Consider the following 13295-nt stretch of genomic DNA (forward strand, 5'->3'; position numbering starts at 1 on the left):
GCAATGGCTGACCCGTCGGACCTGTTGATCGACCGCACTCTCGTCCTGCTCCGGCACGCGAAGGCGGTGCCGCCCGAGTCGAGGCCGGATCTGCCCGACCTCGACCGGCCGCTCGCCGACCGCGGTCGCGCCGACGCCGGCGCGGCCGGCCGGCATCTCGTTGCCCAGGGCATCGAAGCGGACCTGGTCCTCTGCTCGCCGTCGAAGCGCACCCGCGAGACCTGGAAGTACGTCGCCGAGGCCGGCGTCACCGCGGCCGACGCCTGGTACGACAAGCGGATCTACAGCGCCGACGCCGACGGACTCCTCGACGTCATCCACGAGGCCCCGGCCGAGGCCCGCACGGTGATCGTCGTCGGCCATGCGCCCGGCATCCCGTGGCTCGCCGACGAGCTGGCGCTGGACGGCACCAGCCCGGAGCGCGTCGAGCTCACCCAGAAGTACCCGACGTCCGGTCTCGCGATCCTGCACCTCACCTGCCGCTGGTCGGACCTCGCCGCGAACGAGGCCGACCTCGTGCAGTACGTCGTACCGCGCGGCTAGCCGGCCGCCGGGCAGTTGCCGTCGGCCGGCAACAGGCCGGTGAGCAGGTACTTCTCGGCCTTGCCGTCGACGCACGGGTTGTTCGAGAACAGGTACGACGCGTGGTTGCCGCCCTTGTCGAGGAGCAGCCGGGAGTTGGGGAGCACCTCACGCATCCGCCGCGCACCGATCACCGGCGTGGCCGCGTCGTACCGTCCCTGAAGCAGCAGGACCGGTGCGGCGGACCGGATCTGGACCTGCTTCGCCGGTGCGACCGGCCAGAACGCACAGGGCGCGCTGTACCAGGTGTTCATCCACGCGAACTGCGGGGCCCGATGGTCCGCGACCGTGGTGTCCCAGTGCCAGGCACTCCAGGTCCTCGGCCAACCCGGGTCCATGCAGTTGTACGCCAGCTGCGCAGGGTCGACCGACTGCAACGCGAACTGGTCAGTGATCGACAGCAACCCAGACGGATCAATGTGACGGTACTGAACGATCGCATCGGCCACTGAGGACCACAGGTCGTCGGTGTAGAGAGCCGATGCCAGCAAGTCGCTCAGCTCGGCCACTCCGGCACGTCCACCGGCCGGCTTCTCGGCTACGTCGCTCTGGACCTTCTGCCAGACCGCTCCGACCGCCTTCGCAGTTTTGCCCAGGTGGTACGTCGTGTCCCGCGCAGCGATCCAGCCGAACATCACCTGCGCCCTGGCCTCGAACGCCGGGTCCTGCTCGTACGTCGTCCGGTACGTCGACACCAGCGGGTCGACCACGCTGTCCAGGATCATCCGGCCGGTGTGCTGCGGGAACAGCGTCGCGTACGTCGCTCCGAGCTTGGTCCCGTACGAGTAGCCGAGGTAGTCGATCTTGTCGCGGCCGAGTGCGATCCGGATCCGGTCCATGTCCCGGGCGGCGTTCTCAGTCGTGATGTACGGCAGTAGCCCCTTGGCGTTGCGGTCGCACTGGTCGGCGACCTGCTTGGCCTGCTGGACTCGCTGCTGTTCCTGCCGTGCGTTGACGGGCCGGTAGGGGAGCGCGGGGTGCGTGACCAGCTTGCTGGTATCGCCGCAGCTGACCGGAGTGCTGTCGCCGACACCACGCGGGTCGAAGCTGAAGACTGCGTACTGCTCGGCGACCTTCTCCGGCAGCGCCGCGCTGACCATCTGCTCGACACCGATCCCAGGAGCGCCTGGGCCGCCCGGATTGACCAGCAGCGCGTGCGGCGCGGTCAGACTGCCGACACCGGAGATCGTCAGCGTGATCTGCCGGCCGTTCGGGTTGGCGTAGTCCAGCGGGACCTTCAGCGTCGCGCAGGCGACCTGCCGGAACGCACCGGAGTCAGGTGGGCACTCGCCCCACGTGAGCTTCGGTGCAGCGACGGCAGGCAGGGTGAGCTGCGCGGCCAGCGATACGACGGCAACGCCGATCGCGGCCGCGCGCAAGACCTTGGTCAAGGCACGCTACTTCCTTCTCAGGAGTCGCGGGCGGGCAACCAATGGGTAGTGCTGTTGATGGTAATCAAACGTTGGGTTGCCCGGGTCAATACGACATACAGCGCGCGGACTCCGCCCAGCGTGTCGCTGACGATGCGGTCCGGCTCGACGACCACGACAGCGTCGTACTCGAGGCCCTTGGACTCCAGTGGGCTGAGTGCGACGACACGTGGGTCGCCCAGCTCGGCGAGCACCTGGTCGACGGCTGGGCGCAGCTTCGGCGTCACGATGACGCCGACCGTTCCCTCGACCAGCTGGAGCAGCTCGGCGGCTGCGTCGGCGGCGGCCTCCGAGACCTTGCCGTCGTCGAAGATCCGGTGCTCCGGCTCCACTCCGGTACTGCGGACCGCGTTGGGCAGGTCTGCGTCGGGGATGGACTGCCTGATCACCTCACCGGCGAACGAGTAGATCTCGGCCGAGTTCCGGTAGTTGGTGGACAGCCGGAACGAGTGCCGCTGCAGGTGCGAGAGCATCGAGTCCATCGCCGCGCGTGCCTCGTCCGGGTCCGGCCAGGAGCTCTGCGCCGGGTCGCCGACGATCGTCCAGCTGGCCTGCGGTCCGCGCCGGGTGACCATCCGCCACTGCATGGGGGAGAGGTCCTGCGCCTCGTCCACCAGCACGTGTGCGTACTCCTCCGGCTCCTCCGCTTCCCGGGCGGCAGCGGCCCGGGCGCGGCGCTCGGAGCTGGTCAGCACCTCGTTGACGCCGTCGCTCAGCCCCTCCAGCCAGTCGAACTCCTCATCGGTGTTCTCCTGCACCGGTGGGCGACCGAGGAACGCGCTCAGCTCGTCCAGCAACGCCACGTCGGCGATGGTGAACTCATTCGTCGTACGGATCCCTCTGGCGAGCGCGTCGATCTCAGCCGGGGTCATGTCGTTCCGCGCCCAGCGCTGCAGCCGGCGTGGGTCACCGAGCCAGCGCAGCACGGACTCCGGCGTCACCACCGGCCACCACTGGCTGAAGAACGTCCGGAACGCCGGAGTGTCGCCAACACGATCGCCGAACGCCTCACGGTCGCCCAGCGGCCCACTGCGCAGGTCCTCCGGGAACCGCTGCCACAGTGCGGCAATCAGCCCCTTGCGAGCCTCGCTGGCTGCCTTGTTGCGAGCAGTCCGGCGCAGCGCGTTCCGGCGTACGTTGTCGAGCTGGTTCGCATCCAGCTCGACCGTGGCGCCTCCGATGAACACGCGAAGGTTGGTCGGTGCATTCGGCACCCGGTCGCGGGCAGCACGCGACAGCACGGCGCGCATCCGCAGCGAGCCTTTGATCGCGGCTACGTCGGCGTCGTCGACCGCAGTGGCCTTCACGCCGTCGACCAGCTCACCAACGGCCCGCAGCGAGACGGTGTTCTCACCAAGGCTCGGCAGAACCCGCTCGATGTAGGCCATGAACGCGGCAGACGGCCCGACAACCAGTACGCCGCCACGCTCGAAGCGCCTGCGGTCGCTGTAGAGCAGGTACGCCGCCCGGTGCAGAGCGACCACGGTCTTGCCCGTGCCCGGTCCGCCGCCGATCACGGTGACGCCACGGGCTGGTGCGCGGATCGCCTCGTCCTGCTCGGCCTGGATGGTCGCGACGATGTCGCGCATCGTGTGACCACGGGCCCGGGACAGCGAGGCCATCAGCGCGCCCTCACCCATCACCGGCAGGTCCTCGGGCGCGCGCTCCGGCGCCAGCAGGTCGTCCTCGAGCCCGACGATCCGCGGGCCCTTGTTCCGCAGTACGCGGCGCCGGACGACCTTCTGGCGGTCCGTCGCGGTGGCCCGGTAGAACGGCTCGGCCGCGGGCGCGCGCCAGTCGATCACCAGTGGCTCGTACTCCGCGTCGCGGACACCGATCCGGCCGACGTACAGCTTCTCGAGATCGGCAGCGGTCCCGGCGGGCGGCTCGTCGTCACCGAGGTCGGAGTCGAGCCGGCCGAAGACCAGGCCCTCGTGCTCGGCGTCGAGCTCGGCGATCCGGCGGGCAGCGGCGAACACGAGCACGTCCCGCTCGTACAGACCGGTCTGCTCCTCGTCGCGGACCCGGCCGACGTTCTGCGCCTGGCCACGCTGGTGGCCCTCGACAGCGATCCGGGATGCGGACCGCGCGGCCTCCTCGACCCGGCCGTACACCCGGTCGATGTGTTGCTGCTCAGCCGCCAGCTCCGCCCGCTCCACGCTGTCAAAGTTGTCGTGATCGGCCGATGTGGGGGTTTGATCCACCGAGGTCCTCTCTACCGCCGGGCACCACCCCGACTCAGAACACAGGAACAACCAATCTTAGTTTGTTCCCTTGTCCAACCCCACCGCGGCCTCAGGCCTTCCCGATGGCGTCGGCCACAATCGCGGCGCCGAGCGTGGTGGCAGGCACGCCGGAGCCCGGGTGCGCGCCCGCGCCGACGCAGTACAGGCCCTTCACCGGGGACACGTTCGAGGCGCGGCGGCGGGCGGTCCGGTAGCCCTCCCAGGCCACGCCGGCCCACCACGACGGCGACGTCTGCCGCGACACCACGTTGTCCCGGACGGGCAGCCCGCGCGCGACCAGCAGGTCCAGTACGTCGTCGGTGGGGTAGCCGTGGACCAGCACCGACCACGCCTGGTGACCGGCCGGCGCCGTACCTCCGGTGCGGACCACGACCGTCGGTGTGCCGTGCAGCACGGTCTCGAACGGCAGCTCCGGGACCGGATCCTTCAGGCCAAGGTGGACGACGTACGCCGCCTGGGCCTGGTGTGTCGCGAGGATCCGCTTGCGGACCTTCTTGGCCACTGGATCGGCCACGAAGCTCTCGTAGAGCACCCGTGGGTCGACGTCACTCACTACGACGTCCGCTGGGAGCTCCGTGCCGTCAGTAAGCCGTACGCCGGTCACTGCGCCGCCCGTCGTCGTCACGGCGACCACCTCCGCGCTGGTGTGGACGGTGATCTTCCGCTCGCTCGCCCGCTGCACCAGAGCGTCGGCCAGGGCACCGAAGCCGCCTGCGATCGTCCAGCGGCCGAACGTGCGCTCCAAGTACGACCACACGCCGACATACCCGGGCGTGAGCGTGGCATCCGAACCGCCTTGGGCGGCGAAGTGCCGCAGTACCGCACGGGCTCGCTCGTCGCTCAGCTCGCGCTGTGCGACCTTCTCCAGCGACTGCCACGGCTTGAGGGTCCGGATCGTCTTGATGGGCAGCTTGTCCTCGAGCGGTGGCTCGAGTGAGGACTTCCGCAGGATCTGCCACGTGTCGCCGTACGAGTCGACCAGCGCGGTCCACTGTTCGGCCACAGCCGCACCAGCGAGGTCGGTCCAGGCCTCCTCCTGCAGTCCGCGATCACTGATCGGCAGGTCGAGCACAGAGCCGTCAGTGAACATGTGGCGGCGTGGCTCGGTCACCGGCTCCAGCTGGACCAGGCTCTCGATCGGACGGCCGCTCTTGCGGAACAGGTCACGCAGCGCGGCCGGCAGCGTCGTACTGGCTGCTCCGGCGTCCCAGGTAAAGCCGTCTGCTTCGACTCGTCCGAGCACTCCGCCGAGATGCTCGTTCTGCTCGCAGATGGTGACCTGGTGACCCAGCTTGGCCAGCCGCACCGCACTGGCGAGACCGGCCAGACCGGCCCCGACGACAATCACATTGGCCATCAGGCAGCACTGCTCCCAGTCGCAGGGGTACTTCGTCTCTCGCGCCACGCTTTGAACCTGCGATACCCGCGCCGGATGAACCGGAACGCGAAGTACACCCCGATCAGTCCGAGGATCAGCAGGACACTCGCGACGATCAGCGCGGCCTCCGGGTGGAAGGCGGCCAGCGTCACCACACTGGCGACCGCGACATCCTCACCGGAGGACGCTGCGATGTTGGTGACCGGCTCGGGGGAGGTGTTGATCGCGAGCCGCAGACTGGCCTTCACCGAGTGCGAGAGCAGCGCCACCAGACCGCCTGTGGTCGCGATGATCGCCTGGTGCAGCGTGCTCGCCTCGCCGGACAGCATCGCGGCCAGGATCGCGCCGATCGTCGGCCGGATCACCGTCGAGATCGCGTCCCACGCGGAGTCGACGTACGGGATCTTGTCGGCGACGAACTCGAACGCGAAGAGAACACCCGCTGCGATCAACACCGGTGTCGTGGTCAGCGCGTGCGGTACGTCGTCGGCGCCGGCGAACCGGCCCAGCAGACCGAGAATCAGCACGCAGACATAGGCATTCACGCCACTGGCCCAGCCAGTCGTGATCGCCAGCGGCAGCGCTTCCAATGTCCTGCTCCGTAACCCTCAGTGGCCGTACTTCCCGACACACGTTTTCGTCAGTATCGAACCCTCGTACGTGAGTTTTGGTTAACCGTTGACATCCGCGTCGCCTCGACTCACAGTGACTAGGCTGCCAGTCTGTGTGACCGGCACCCGCCCGAGGGGTTCAGGAGAACATCATGCTGCGTCGTCCGAAGATTCTTGCCGCACTCGCTGCGGTAGCGCTGCCGGCCGCCCTGGTCGGCGTGTCGTTGGGAGGTCCACCCGCTGAGGCGTCACCTGCGCCGGCGAAGCCCGCGCCGTCCGCCGTCGCCGCCACGGCGTACAGCGCGGCCGCTGCGAAGTACGGCGTACCGGAGTCCGTCCTGCTGGCGGTCTCGTACGCCGAGTCGCGCTGGGATGACCACGCCGGCGCGCCGAGCACGTCAGGTGGCTACGGCCCGATGCACCTCACCTCGCTGGGGGCGTCCGAGGTGGCCGACCTGTCCGGCAAGCAGAAGGTTGCCACCGCCGAGTCGCTGCAGACGCTGAAGAAGGCGTCCGAGCTGACCGGGCTGGACGCGTCCTCACTGCGCACTGACGTCACCGCGAACATCAACGGCGGCGCCGCGGTGCTGGCGTCGTACCAGAAGTCGCTCGGCCTGCCGGTCGGCGCGACCACCTCACCGGCCGAGTGGTACGGCGCAGTGGCGTCATACGCCGAGTCCGGCGACAAGGTCGGCGCTGCCGGGTTCGCCGACGACGTCTACTCGATCATGGCCAAGGGCGCGGCCCGGACGACGAACACCGGCCAGCAAATCGTGATGCCGGCGGTCGCGGTCAAGCCGGACAAGGCGCAGGTCGGCAAGCTGTCGCTGCCGGCCGGAGTACAGCCGTCGAAGTCGGACGTGGAGTGCCCGCCGACGCTCGGCTGCGAGTGGCTGCCGGCGCCGTACTCGACGTTCGGCACGGCAGGTGACTACGGCAACCACGACCTCGCCAACCGGCCGAAGACCGGCAAGATCGACTACATCGTCATCCACGACACCGAGGGCACCTGGCAGGGCGTGCTGAACCTGGTGCAGGACCCGACGTACGTGAGCTGGAACTACACCATGCGGTCGTCCGACGGACACACCTGGCAGCACGTCAAGGCCAAGGACGTCGCCTGGCACGCCGGCAACTGGTACGTGAACATGCACAGCATCGGCATCGAGCACGAGGGCTTCGCACCGCAGGGCGCCACCTGGTTCACCGAGTCGCTGTACCGCAACTCGGCCAAGCTGGTGAAGTACCTGGCCGCGAAGAACAACATCCCGCTCGACCGCGCGCACATCATCGGCCACGACCAGGTGCCGGGCACGGTTCCGTCCACGGTCGCCGGCATGCACTGGGACCCGGGACCGTACTGGGACTGGGAGCACTACTTCGACCTGCTCGGCGCGCCGATCTACGGACACAAGGTCTTCCCGGTCCGCGCCGGTTCGATCGTGACGATCAAGCCGGGCTTCGCGAACAACGTCCAGGTCGTCTCCAACTGCGACGCACCGACCACCACGTGCACCCCGCAGGGCACCAACTTCGTGTACCTGCGCCAGTCGCCGGACGACAACGCCCCGCTGGTCAAGGACATCGGGCTGCACCCGAGCGGGATCGACGGCACCACTGACGTGTCCGACATGGGCTCACGGGCCGCAGCGGGGTCGCAGTACGTCGTGGCGCAGCGTCAGGGCGACTGGGTGGCGGTCTGGTACCTGGGTGCACTGGGCTGGTTCAAGAGCCCGGTCAACGCACCGGATGCCTTCGCCAAGCCGGGTCTGGTCGTGAAGCCGAAGGCCGGTCTCGCGTCGGTGCCTGTCTACGGACGCGCCTACCCGGAGCAGTCGGCGTACCCGACCGGTATCCCGTACCAGACGGTGACGCCGCTGCAGTACTCGATCGGCGCGGGGCAGTCCTACCCGGTCGGTGACCTGAACATCGAGACCGACTACTACCGGGCCGTGACGTTCGACGGGCAGCCGCCGACCGACCACGTCCAGGTGCTCGGCAAGGACAGGTACTACCAGATCTGGTTCGGCCACCGGATGGCCTACGTACGGGCTGCCGACGTAGACGTCCGACCGGCGATCTAGTCTGTCGCACGTGATCGACGAAGCCGTCCAGCAACTGCTGGACGGCTTCGTCACGTCGGTACGCGAAGTCGCCGCCGTCGAGGCGGTCTGGCTGCACGGCTCACTGGCACTGGGGGACTACCAGTTGGGCCGCAGCGACCTGGACGTGATCGTCGTGACGTCCTCACCTCCGCCGCCCGCTGTCGCCGACGTACACCGGCAACTGATCCGCGACTCACCACTCGCTGCGAAGCTGCATTGCTCTTATATGACCGACCTGGCCGACCTCTCGGTGCGGCATCCGACGTTTGCGCAGAAGCGGTACTTCGACCGGCCGGTGAGTCCGGTGACGCGGCGAGAGCTTGCCATCGGCAACCGCACGCTGTTCGGTCCGACGCCCGCGGAGCTGTTGCCGGCGACAACCGACGAGGAGCTCTTCGCCTTCGTCCGTCGGGACCTGCGGGAGTTCTGGCTCCCAGCGACCCGCAAGCGCACCAACTGGTACACCGACATCTGGGTCGATCTCAGCCTGCTCACGCTCGCTCGCGCCCACGTGACTCTGGCGACGGGCGACCTGATCACCAAACGCGCCGCTCTCGACGTACTGCCCGGTCTCGGGGCTCCCGCGTCGGTGATCGACGACATCAGGGCACGCCGCTACGGACCAGTGCCTCGGACGTCGCCGTGGTGGCGACACAGCCGGGGCGTGCTGACCCGGCGCTTCGTGAGTACGGCGATTCCCGCCGTACTCAGTTGACCGTGACGGGCGTGCCCTCGGTGAGCTTGAGCAGCTCGTCGTACGTCGTCGGGAAGACCGAGTGCGGGATGCCGGCGGCGGCCCAGATCACGTCGTACTGCTTGAGGGCGGCGTCGACGTACGTCGGGACGCGGCCCGGGTGCCCGACCGGGGCGACGCCGCCGATCGACTGACCGGTGTGCTCCTTCACGAACTCCGGGGTGGCCCGCTTCAGCTTGGCGATCCCGAGCTCGGCGGCGACCTTCGCGGTGTCCACGCGGTGCGCGCCCGAGGTGAGGATGAGAACCGGTGCGCCGTCGCCGTTGAAGATCAGGCTGTTCGCGATCGCGCCGACCTCGCAGCCGAGCTCGGCCGCCGCGGCAGCCGCCGTCGGCACCGCCTCGTCCAGGATCACGATCTCGCCGGTGGCGCCTGCCGCCGCGAGCGCGTCGGCAACCTTCTGCACATTGGGATGACTGCTCACCCGACTGAGCTTATGCGAGCGCGGCCGCGCCGAACGACACGTTGAAGCGATCGCACCAGATCACCACGCTGCGGAAGTCCCCGAGCTTCACTTCCGCCGGGATCGGATAGTTCTGGTTGCCGTGGTTGCCCTTGAGGCTGCCCAGGCTCCGATAGGCGCCGTCGTCGAAGACATGCCAGCCCGCGCGGCCGGCGATCACCTCGGCGTCGCTCAGCCACACCTTCAGGTCGGGGCCGTCGGAGGTGTCGAGGTTCTCGATCCGCAACACCCGGCTGCCGTCCGGCAGGGCGAGTACGGCGACCGTGCCGGATGTCCGGTGTTCGTGAGTGATCAGCTTCCCGGTCAGGAGAACCTTCGGCCGGGGCTTGACAACCGGCGTCGGTTTTGCCGTGTGCGCAGAAACTGTCGGTGGCGTGGTCGACGATGAAGTCGTGGAGATCGGAGCAGTGCCGGGCAGCGCCTCGTCGACGACCCTGTCGGTGAGCAGCCGCCACGGCTGGAAGAGCGGCAGCGCGACCGCCGCGACCACGACGGCAACCGCCGCCGCGGTGATTCCTGCTGTCCGTCTCCGCATCGTTCGTCCTTCCGTCCCGGGCTTTCCAGTCTGGCGTCCGGAGGCGCCGCGTGGCGACGCGCCGGAATTACGGGCCGTTGACGATTGTCGGCGGGCGACGATACGCTTCCAGTGTTCGAACAGATGTTCGATTACCTCGGCCCCGGTTTCGTCGGGAGGCCGGACCGGGGTGAGCCGGGCAGCTGGACGGCTCCGGTGCGGAGTTGCGGCCGCATCGGAATCCGGTGGTCCCGGCGGGCCGGGCACCGGGGTGGACCTCGACCCCCACCCCGGGCTCACCCGCCGGGCCTCGGACCCGGCAGTGAAACAGGGACTGCCATCGATTACAGGCGGCGTACAGAGGAGGCGATGGGCCATGTGGGAGTTCGACGACGCAGTCGAGGTGCACTCGGTGTTCGTGGACGGCATCGAGACCCCGGACCAGTTCCTCTGGCGCGGCCGCCTCTGGCGGGTCACCGCGCTCAGGTCCCAGTGGACCGAGACCGCCGTCTGGTGGGAGCGCGGCATCATCGGCCCAGGCGCCATCCACGACCCACGCGCCCAGCGCCCGGCGCAGCCCGAAGCGTTGCCGGCCCGGATCGACGCGGCCATGGTCGCCGAAGCCTGCTCGGCCGCTGTCGGGGTGCTGGATGCGGACTGGGGACCGGAGCGCACGGTGTTCAGGGTGGAAGCGGGCTCCGGCCGGTATGGCCGACGTGAGTTGTTCGATCTCGCCCATGACCCGGTCTCGGGTCGTTGGCAACTGGAGAGGGTGACCGACCGATGACTGTTTCACCGGTATCGCCGGCAGCTGCCGGCGCGGCCAGCCGAGAGCTGTCCCGTGCCCGCACCGCGCTGGTCGAGGCCACGGAGACCACTGACCACCTGATCCGCTACTCGAGCGCCCACGTCGCGGCGCTCCGGGTCGCGGCCGCGGTGCTCGCCGTCCGCGCCCGCCCGGTCCGCTCGGGCAGCCGCCGCCGGGTCCAGCGCAACGCCTGGGTGCTGCTGGCCGAGGTCGCCCCGGAGTTCGGCGAGTGGGCGACGTTCTTCGCCGCCGGCGCCTCCCAGCGTGCCGCCGCCGAGGCGGGCCTGGAGCGCGCCGTCACCACCCGCGAGGCCGACGACCTGGTCCGCGCGGTCGACACCTTCTACGGGCAGGTCGAGGCCAGCCTGCGACTGTCCACCACCCCGGTGCTCACGGCCACCACCGACCCGCAGTCCGTCCTGACCCAACCCTGGATGCAAGCCAGCTGACCAGTCTGGCGCTGAGGTACTTGAGGAGATCCCGACCGTGAACGAACAGCCGAGAGGCCTGGGCAAGGACCTGTGCGGTCGTGTGCACGCCCACACCGGCGCCGAGTGCTACCTGCCTGACACCCACTACCCGCGCCCCCACCACTCGCTGACCGATCAGACCTGGCATGACGGCCTCTGCACCCAGTGCGCCGGTTCCGGCATCCAGGACGACGCCCTGTGCCCAGCCTGCAACGGCACCGCCTTCGAGCCGCTGACGCTTCCGGAGACGTACCAACCGGGCTGATCACCGATCCGCTGGATCACCAGACATGCCCTAAGGTCAGCCACGTGAGTGACCTTCCTGTTCTGGATGCTGAGGACCAGCGGGTGCTGGGGAGCTTGCTGGAGAAGCAGGCGACCGTGCCGGCGTCGTACCCGCTCACCGCTAACGCGCTGCGGACGGCGTGCAATCAGACCAGCAACCGGGATCCGGTCGTCGACTACGACCAGGGGACCGTCGAGCGGGTCGCGCGGTCGCTGCGGGATCGCGAGCTGCTGCGGATCGTCTGGGTCGACACCGGTCGCCGGACGCTGAAGTACCACCAGACCCTCGACGAGAAGCTCGAGCTCGAGCCGGACGAGCGCGCGCTGATCACGGTGTTGCTGCTGCGCGGTGCACAAGCGCCGGGTGAGCTGCGGACGCGGACCGAGCGGATCCACAAGTTCGACGACCGGACCGACGTCGAGGCGTGCCTGCGGCGGATGGCCGCACGCACCGAGCCGCTGGTGCGTGAGTTGGAGCGCCGCGCCGGTCAGCACGACCGCCGGTGGATCCACCTCCTCGGCCCGGTGCCCGAAGAGGAAGCAATCGCCGTCGTCGAGTCCGTCGACCGCGACACCGTCATCGCCGACGGCACCGAAGCGCGTGATGCCCGGGTGCGTTCGTCGTACGACGCGGTGGCGACGGCGTACGCGGATGAGCTGCTCCACGAGCTCGACGGGTTGCCGTTCGAGCGGTGGCTGCTCGATCGGGTCGTTGCCCAAGCCAACGGTCTCCCGGTGGTCGAGGTCGGTTCGGGGCCTGGGCACATCACGGCGTACCTGGCCGACTACGGCGTTGACGCCACCGGTGTCGACATCTCGCCCGAGATGGTCGCCGAAGCACGGCGGCGCTTCCCGGATCGCACGTTCGAGGTCGGCGATCTCCGTCGGCTCGGTCGTCCGCCGTCCAGCTCCGGTTGGGCCGCAGTCCTCGCGTGGTACTCGCTCATCCACCTCGCCGCGTCGGAGCTTCCCGACGCGATCGCCGCGCTGACTCGTCCGCTCGATCCCGGCGGTTGGCTGGTGCTCGCACTCCACGCCGGCGCGGAGGTCCGCCACGTCGAGGAGTTCCTCGGCCATGAAGTCAACCTGGACTACGTCCTCTATGACCCGAGCCAGGTCGTGAACATCGTCGAGGCCGCCGGTCTGACAGACGTCGAGTGGTACCTCCGCGGACCGATCGCCGCCCGCGCCGAAACCACTCGCCGCCTCTACGTCATCGCCCGTAGGCCGTCGTGACAAGCCCCGTACTCACGTCAGGCCTTCGCGTACGTCTCCGCCGCGACTGACTCGAACTCCAGGCCGACCGCAGGATCGTTGCCGACGACCCAGGCGTCGTGCCCCGGTTCGATGACGTACGCGGATCCTGCCACCAGCTGTGCCTTCGTGCCGTCGTTGTGCACGACCTCCATCTCGCCGGAGAGCAACGCCCCGACATGGCGGACCTGGCAGGACTCGCCGCCGACGACGGGCTGGATGCACTCGGACCAGCGCCAGCCCGGCTGGAAGGTGAGTCGGGCGACACTGGCGCCCGGCAACTTCACGAGGTCGACTCTCGTCTTGTCCGGCGAACGTCGTTCGTCCGGCTCGTCGAATGACTTGCTGAAGATGGCCATGATCCCTCCCTGGTGATCGGCTCTCCCCTTCCCTTC

At 69.0% G+C, this 13295-nt stretch carries 14 protein-coding genes; 7 read left to right on the forward strand and 7 right to left on the reverse strand.

From position 1 onward, the window contains the following. Positions 1-3: 3 nt before the first annotated feature. Positions 4-543, forward strand: a complete 540-nt coding sequence (locus tag ACQPYH_RS16580; protein ID WP_432892273.1) for a SixA phosphatase family protein — start codon at positions 4-6, stop codon at positions 541-543. On the opposite strand, the gene ACQPYH_RS16585 is transcribed toward ACQPYH_RS16580, so the two are convergent. The 4 genes from ACQPYH_RS16585 to ACQPYH_RS16600 form a co-directional block, all read right to left on the reverse strand. Beyond that, positions 540-1973 carry an alpha/beta hydrolase gene (locus ACQPYH_RS16585; protein WP_432892274.1) on the reverse strand — a complete coding sequence of 478 codons (1434 nt, stop codon included), beginning with the start codon at positions 1971-1973 and terminating at the stop codon, positions 540-542. The two genes, ACQPYH_RS16580 and ACQPYH_RS16585, sit on opposite strands and share 4 nt — an antisense overlap. Before the next feature lie 17 nt (positions 1974-1990). Continuing rightward, positions 1991-4171: a HelD family protein gene (locus tag ACQPYH_RS16590; RefSeq protein ID WP_432892276.1), complete on the reverse strand. Its 2181-nt coding sequence runs from the start codon at positions 4169-4171 to the stop codon at positions 1991-1993. A gap of 136 nt (positions 4172-4307) precedes the next feature. Next, a complete protein-coding gene (locus ACQPYH_RS16595) occupies positions 4308-5615 on the reverse strand; it encodes a phytoene desaturase family protein (RefSeq protein ID WP_432892277.1) in 1308 nt (435 codons plus the stop codon). After that, positions 5615-6226, reverse strand: a complete 612-nt coding sequence (locus tag ACQPYH_RS16600; protein ID WP_432892278.1) for a DUF4126 domain-containing protein — start codon at positions 6224-6226, stop codon at positions 5615-5617. Before ACQPYH_RS16600 ends, ACQPYH_RS16595 begins: the two co-directional genes overlap by 1 nt. Before the next feature lie 173 nt (positions 6227-6399). Here ACQPYH_RS16600 and ACQPYH_RS16605 point away from each other — a divergent pair, with 173 nt between their 5' ends. Beyond that, complete coding sequence (locus tag ACQPYH_RS16605) at positions 6400-8331, forward strand: N-acetylmuramoyl-L-alanine amidase (protein WP_432892280.1); 1932 nt, start codon at positions 6400-6402, stop codon at positions 8329-8331. Positions 8332-8341: 10 nt separating this feature from the next. Continuing rightward, positions 8342-9067, forward strand: a complete 726-nt coding sequence (locus ACQPYH_RS16610) for a nucleotidyltransferase domain-containing protein (protein WP_432892282.1) — start codon at positions 8342-8344, stop codon at positions 9065-9067. On the opposite strand, the gene ACQPYH_RS16615 is transcribed toward ACQPYH_RS16610, so the two are convergent. Continuing rightward, a complete protein-coding gene (locus ACQPYH_RS16615; RefSeq protein WP_432892284.1) occupies positions 9060-9530 on the reverse strand; it encodes a YbaK/EbsC family protein in 471 nt (156 codons plus the stop codon). The genes ACQPYH_RS16610 and ACQPYH_RS16615 overlap by 8 nt on opposite strands. 10 nt (positions 9531-9540) lie before the next feature. Further along, the gene (locus ACQPYH_RS16620; protein ID WP_432892285.1) at positions 9541-10104 is read right to left on the reverse strand and encodes a DM13 domain-containing protein; all 564 of its coding nucleotides are present in this window, start codon (positions 10102-10104) and stop codon (positions 9541-9543) included. A gap of 355 nt (positions 10105-10459) precedes the next feature. Between ACQPYH_RS16620 and ACQPYH_RS16625 the strand changes: the two genes are divergently transcribed. The 4 genes from ACQPYH_RS16625 to ACQPYH_RS16640 are packed head-to-tail and all read left to right on the forward strand — an operon-like array spanning position 10460 to position 12882. After that, positions 10460-10870 carry a DUF6504 family protein gene (locus tag ACQPYH_RS16625; RefSeq protein ID WP_432892287.1) on the forward strand — a complete coding sequence of 137 codons (411 nt, stop codon included), beginning with the start codon at positions 10460-10462 and terminating at the stop codon, positions 10868-10870. Further along, on the forward strand, positions 10867-11340 hold the full coding sequence (locus ACQPYH_RS16630) for an SAV_6107 family HEPN domain-containing protein (protein ID WP_432892288.1): 474 nt from the start codon (positions 10867-10869) through the stop codon (positions 11338-11340). The genes ACQPYH_RS16625 and ACQPYH_RS16630 overlap by 4 nt, the downstream gene beginning before the upstream one ends. Positions 11341-11377: 37 nt before the next feature. Beyond that, positions 11378-11626, forward strand: a complete 249-nt coding sequence (locus ACQPYH_RS16635) for a hypothetical protein (protein ID WP_432892290.1) — start codon at positions 11378-11380, stop codon at positions 11624-11626. A 44-nt stretch (positions 11627-11670) separates the two neighbouring features. Beyond that, the gene (locus ACQPYH_RS16640; RefSeq protein WP_432892291.1) at positions 11671-12882 is read left to right on the forward strand and encodes a DUF480 domain-containing protein; all 1212 of its coding nucleotides are present in this window, start codon (positions 11671-11673) and stop codon (positions 12880-12882) included. 17 nt (positions 12883-12899) lie between these two features. Here ACQPYH_RS16640 and ACQPYH_RS16645 read toward each other — a convergent pair whose 3' ends face one another. Then, a complete protein-coding gene (locus ACQPYH_RS16645) occupies positions 12900-13259 on the reverse strand; it encodes a cupin domain-containing protein (RefSeq protein WP_432892293.1) in 360 nt (119 codons plus the stop codon). Positions 13260-13295 lie beyond the last annotated feature (36 nt).

Source organism: Kribbella sp. CA-245084 (assembly GCF_050942355.1).
Lineage (GTDB): Bacteria > Actinomycetota > Actinomycetes > Propionibacteriales > Kribbellaceae > Kribbella.

Coding starts and splice junctions, on each gene's coding strand:
- ACQPYH_RS16580 (WP_432892273.1), top strand. CDS start 4: ATGGCTGACCCGTCGGACCTGTTGATCGACCGCACTCTCGTCCTGCTC.
- ACQPYH_RS16595 (WP_432892277.1), bottom strand. CDS start 5,615: ATGGCCAATGTGATTGTCGTCGGGGCCGGTCTGGCCGGTCTCGCCAGT.
- ACQPYH_RS16605 (WP_432892280.1), top strand. CDS start 6,400: ATGCTGCGTCGTCCGAAGATTCTTGCCGCACTCGCTGCGGTAGCGCTG.
- ACQPYH_RS16620 (WP_432892285.1), bottom strand. CDS start 10,104: ATGCGGAGACGGACAGCAGGAATCACCGCGGCGGCGGTTGCCGTCGTG.
- ACQPYH_RS16625 (WP_432892287.1), top strand. CDS start 10,460: ATGTGGGAGTTCGACGACGCAGTCGAGGTGCACTCGGTGTTCGTGGAC.
- ACQPYH_RS16630 (WP_432892288.1), top strand. CDS start 10,867: ATGACTGTTTCACCGGTATCGCCGGCAGCTGCCGGCGCGGCCAGCCGA.
- ACQPYH_RS16645 (WP_432892293.1), bottom strand. CDS start 13,259: ATGGCCATCTTCAGCAAGTCATTCGACGAGCCGGACGAACGACGTTCG.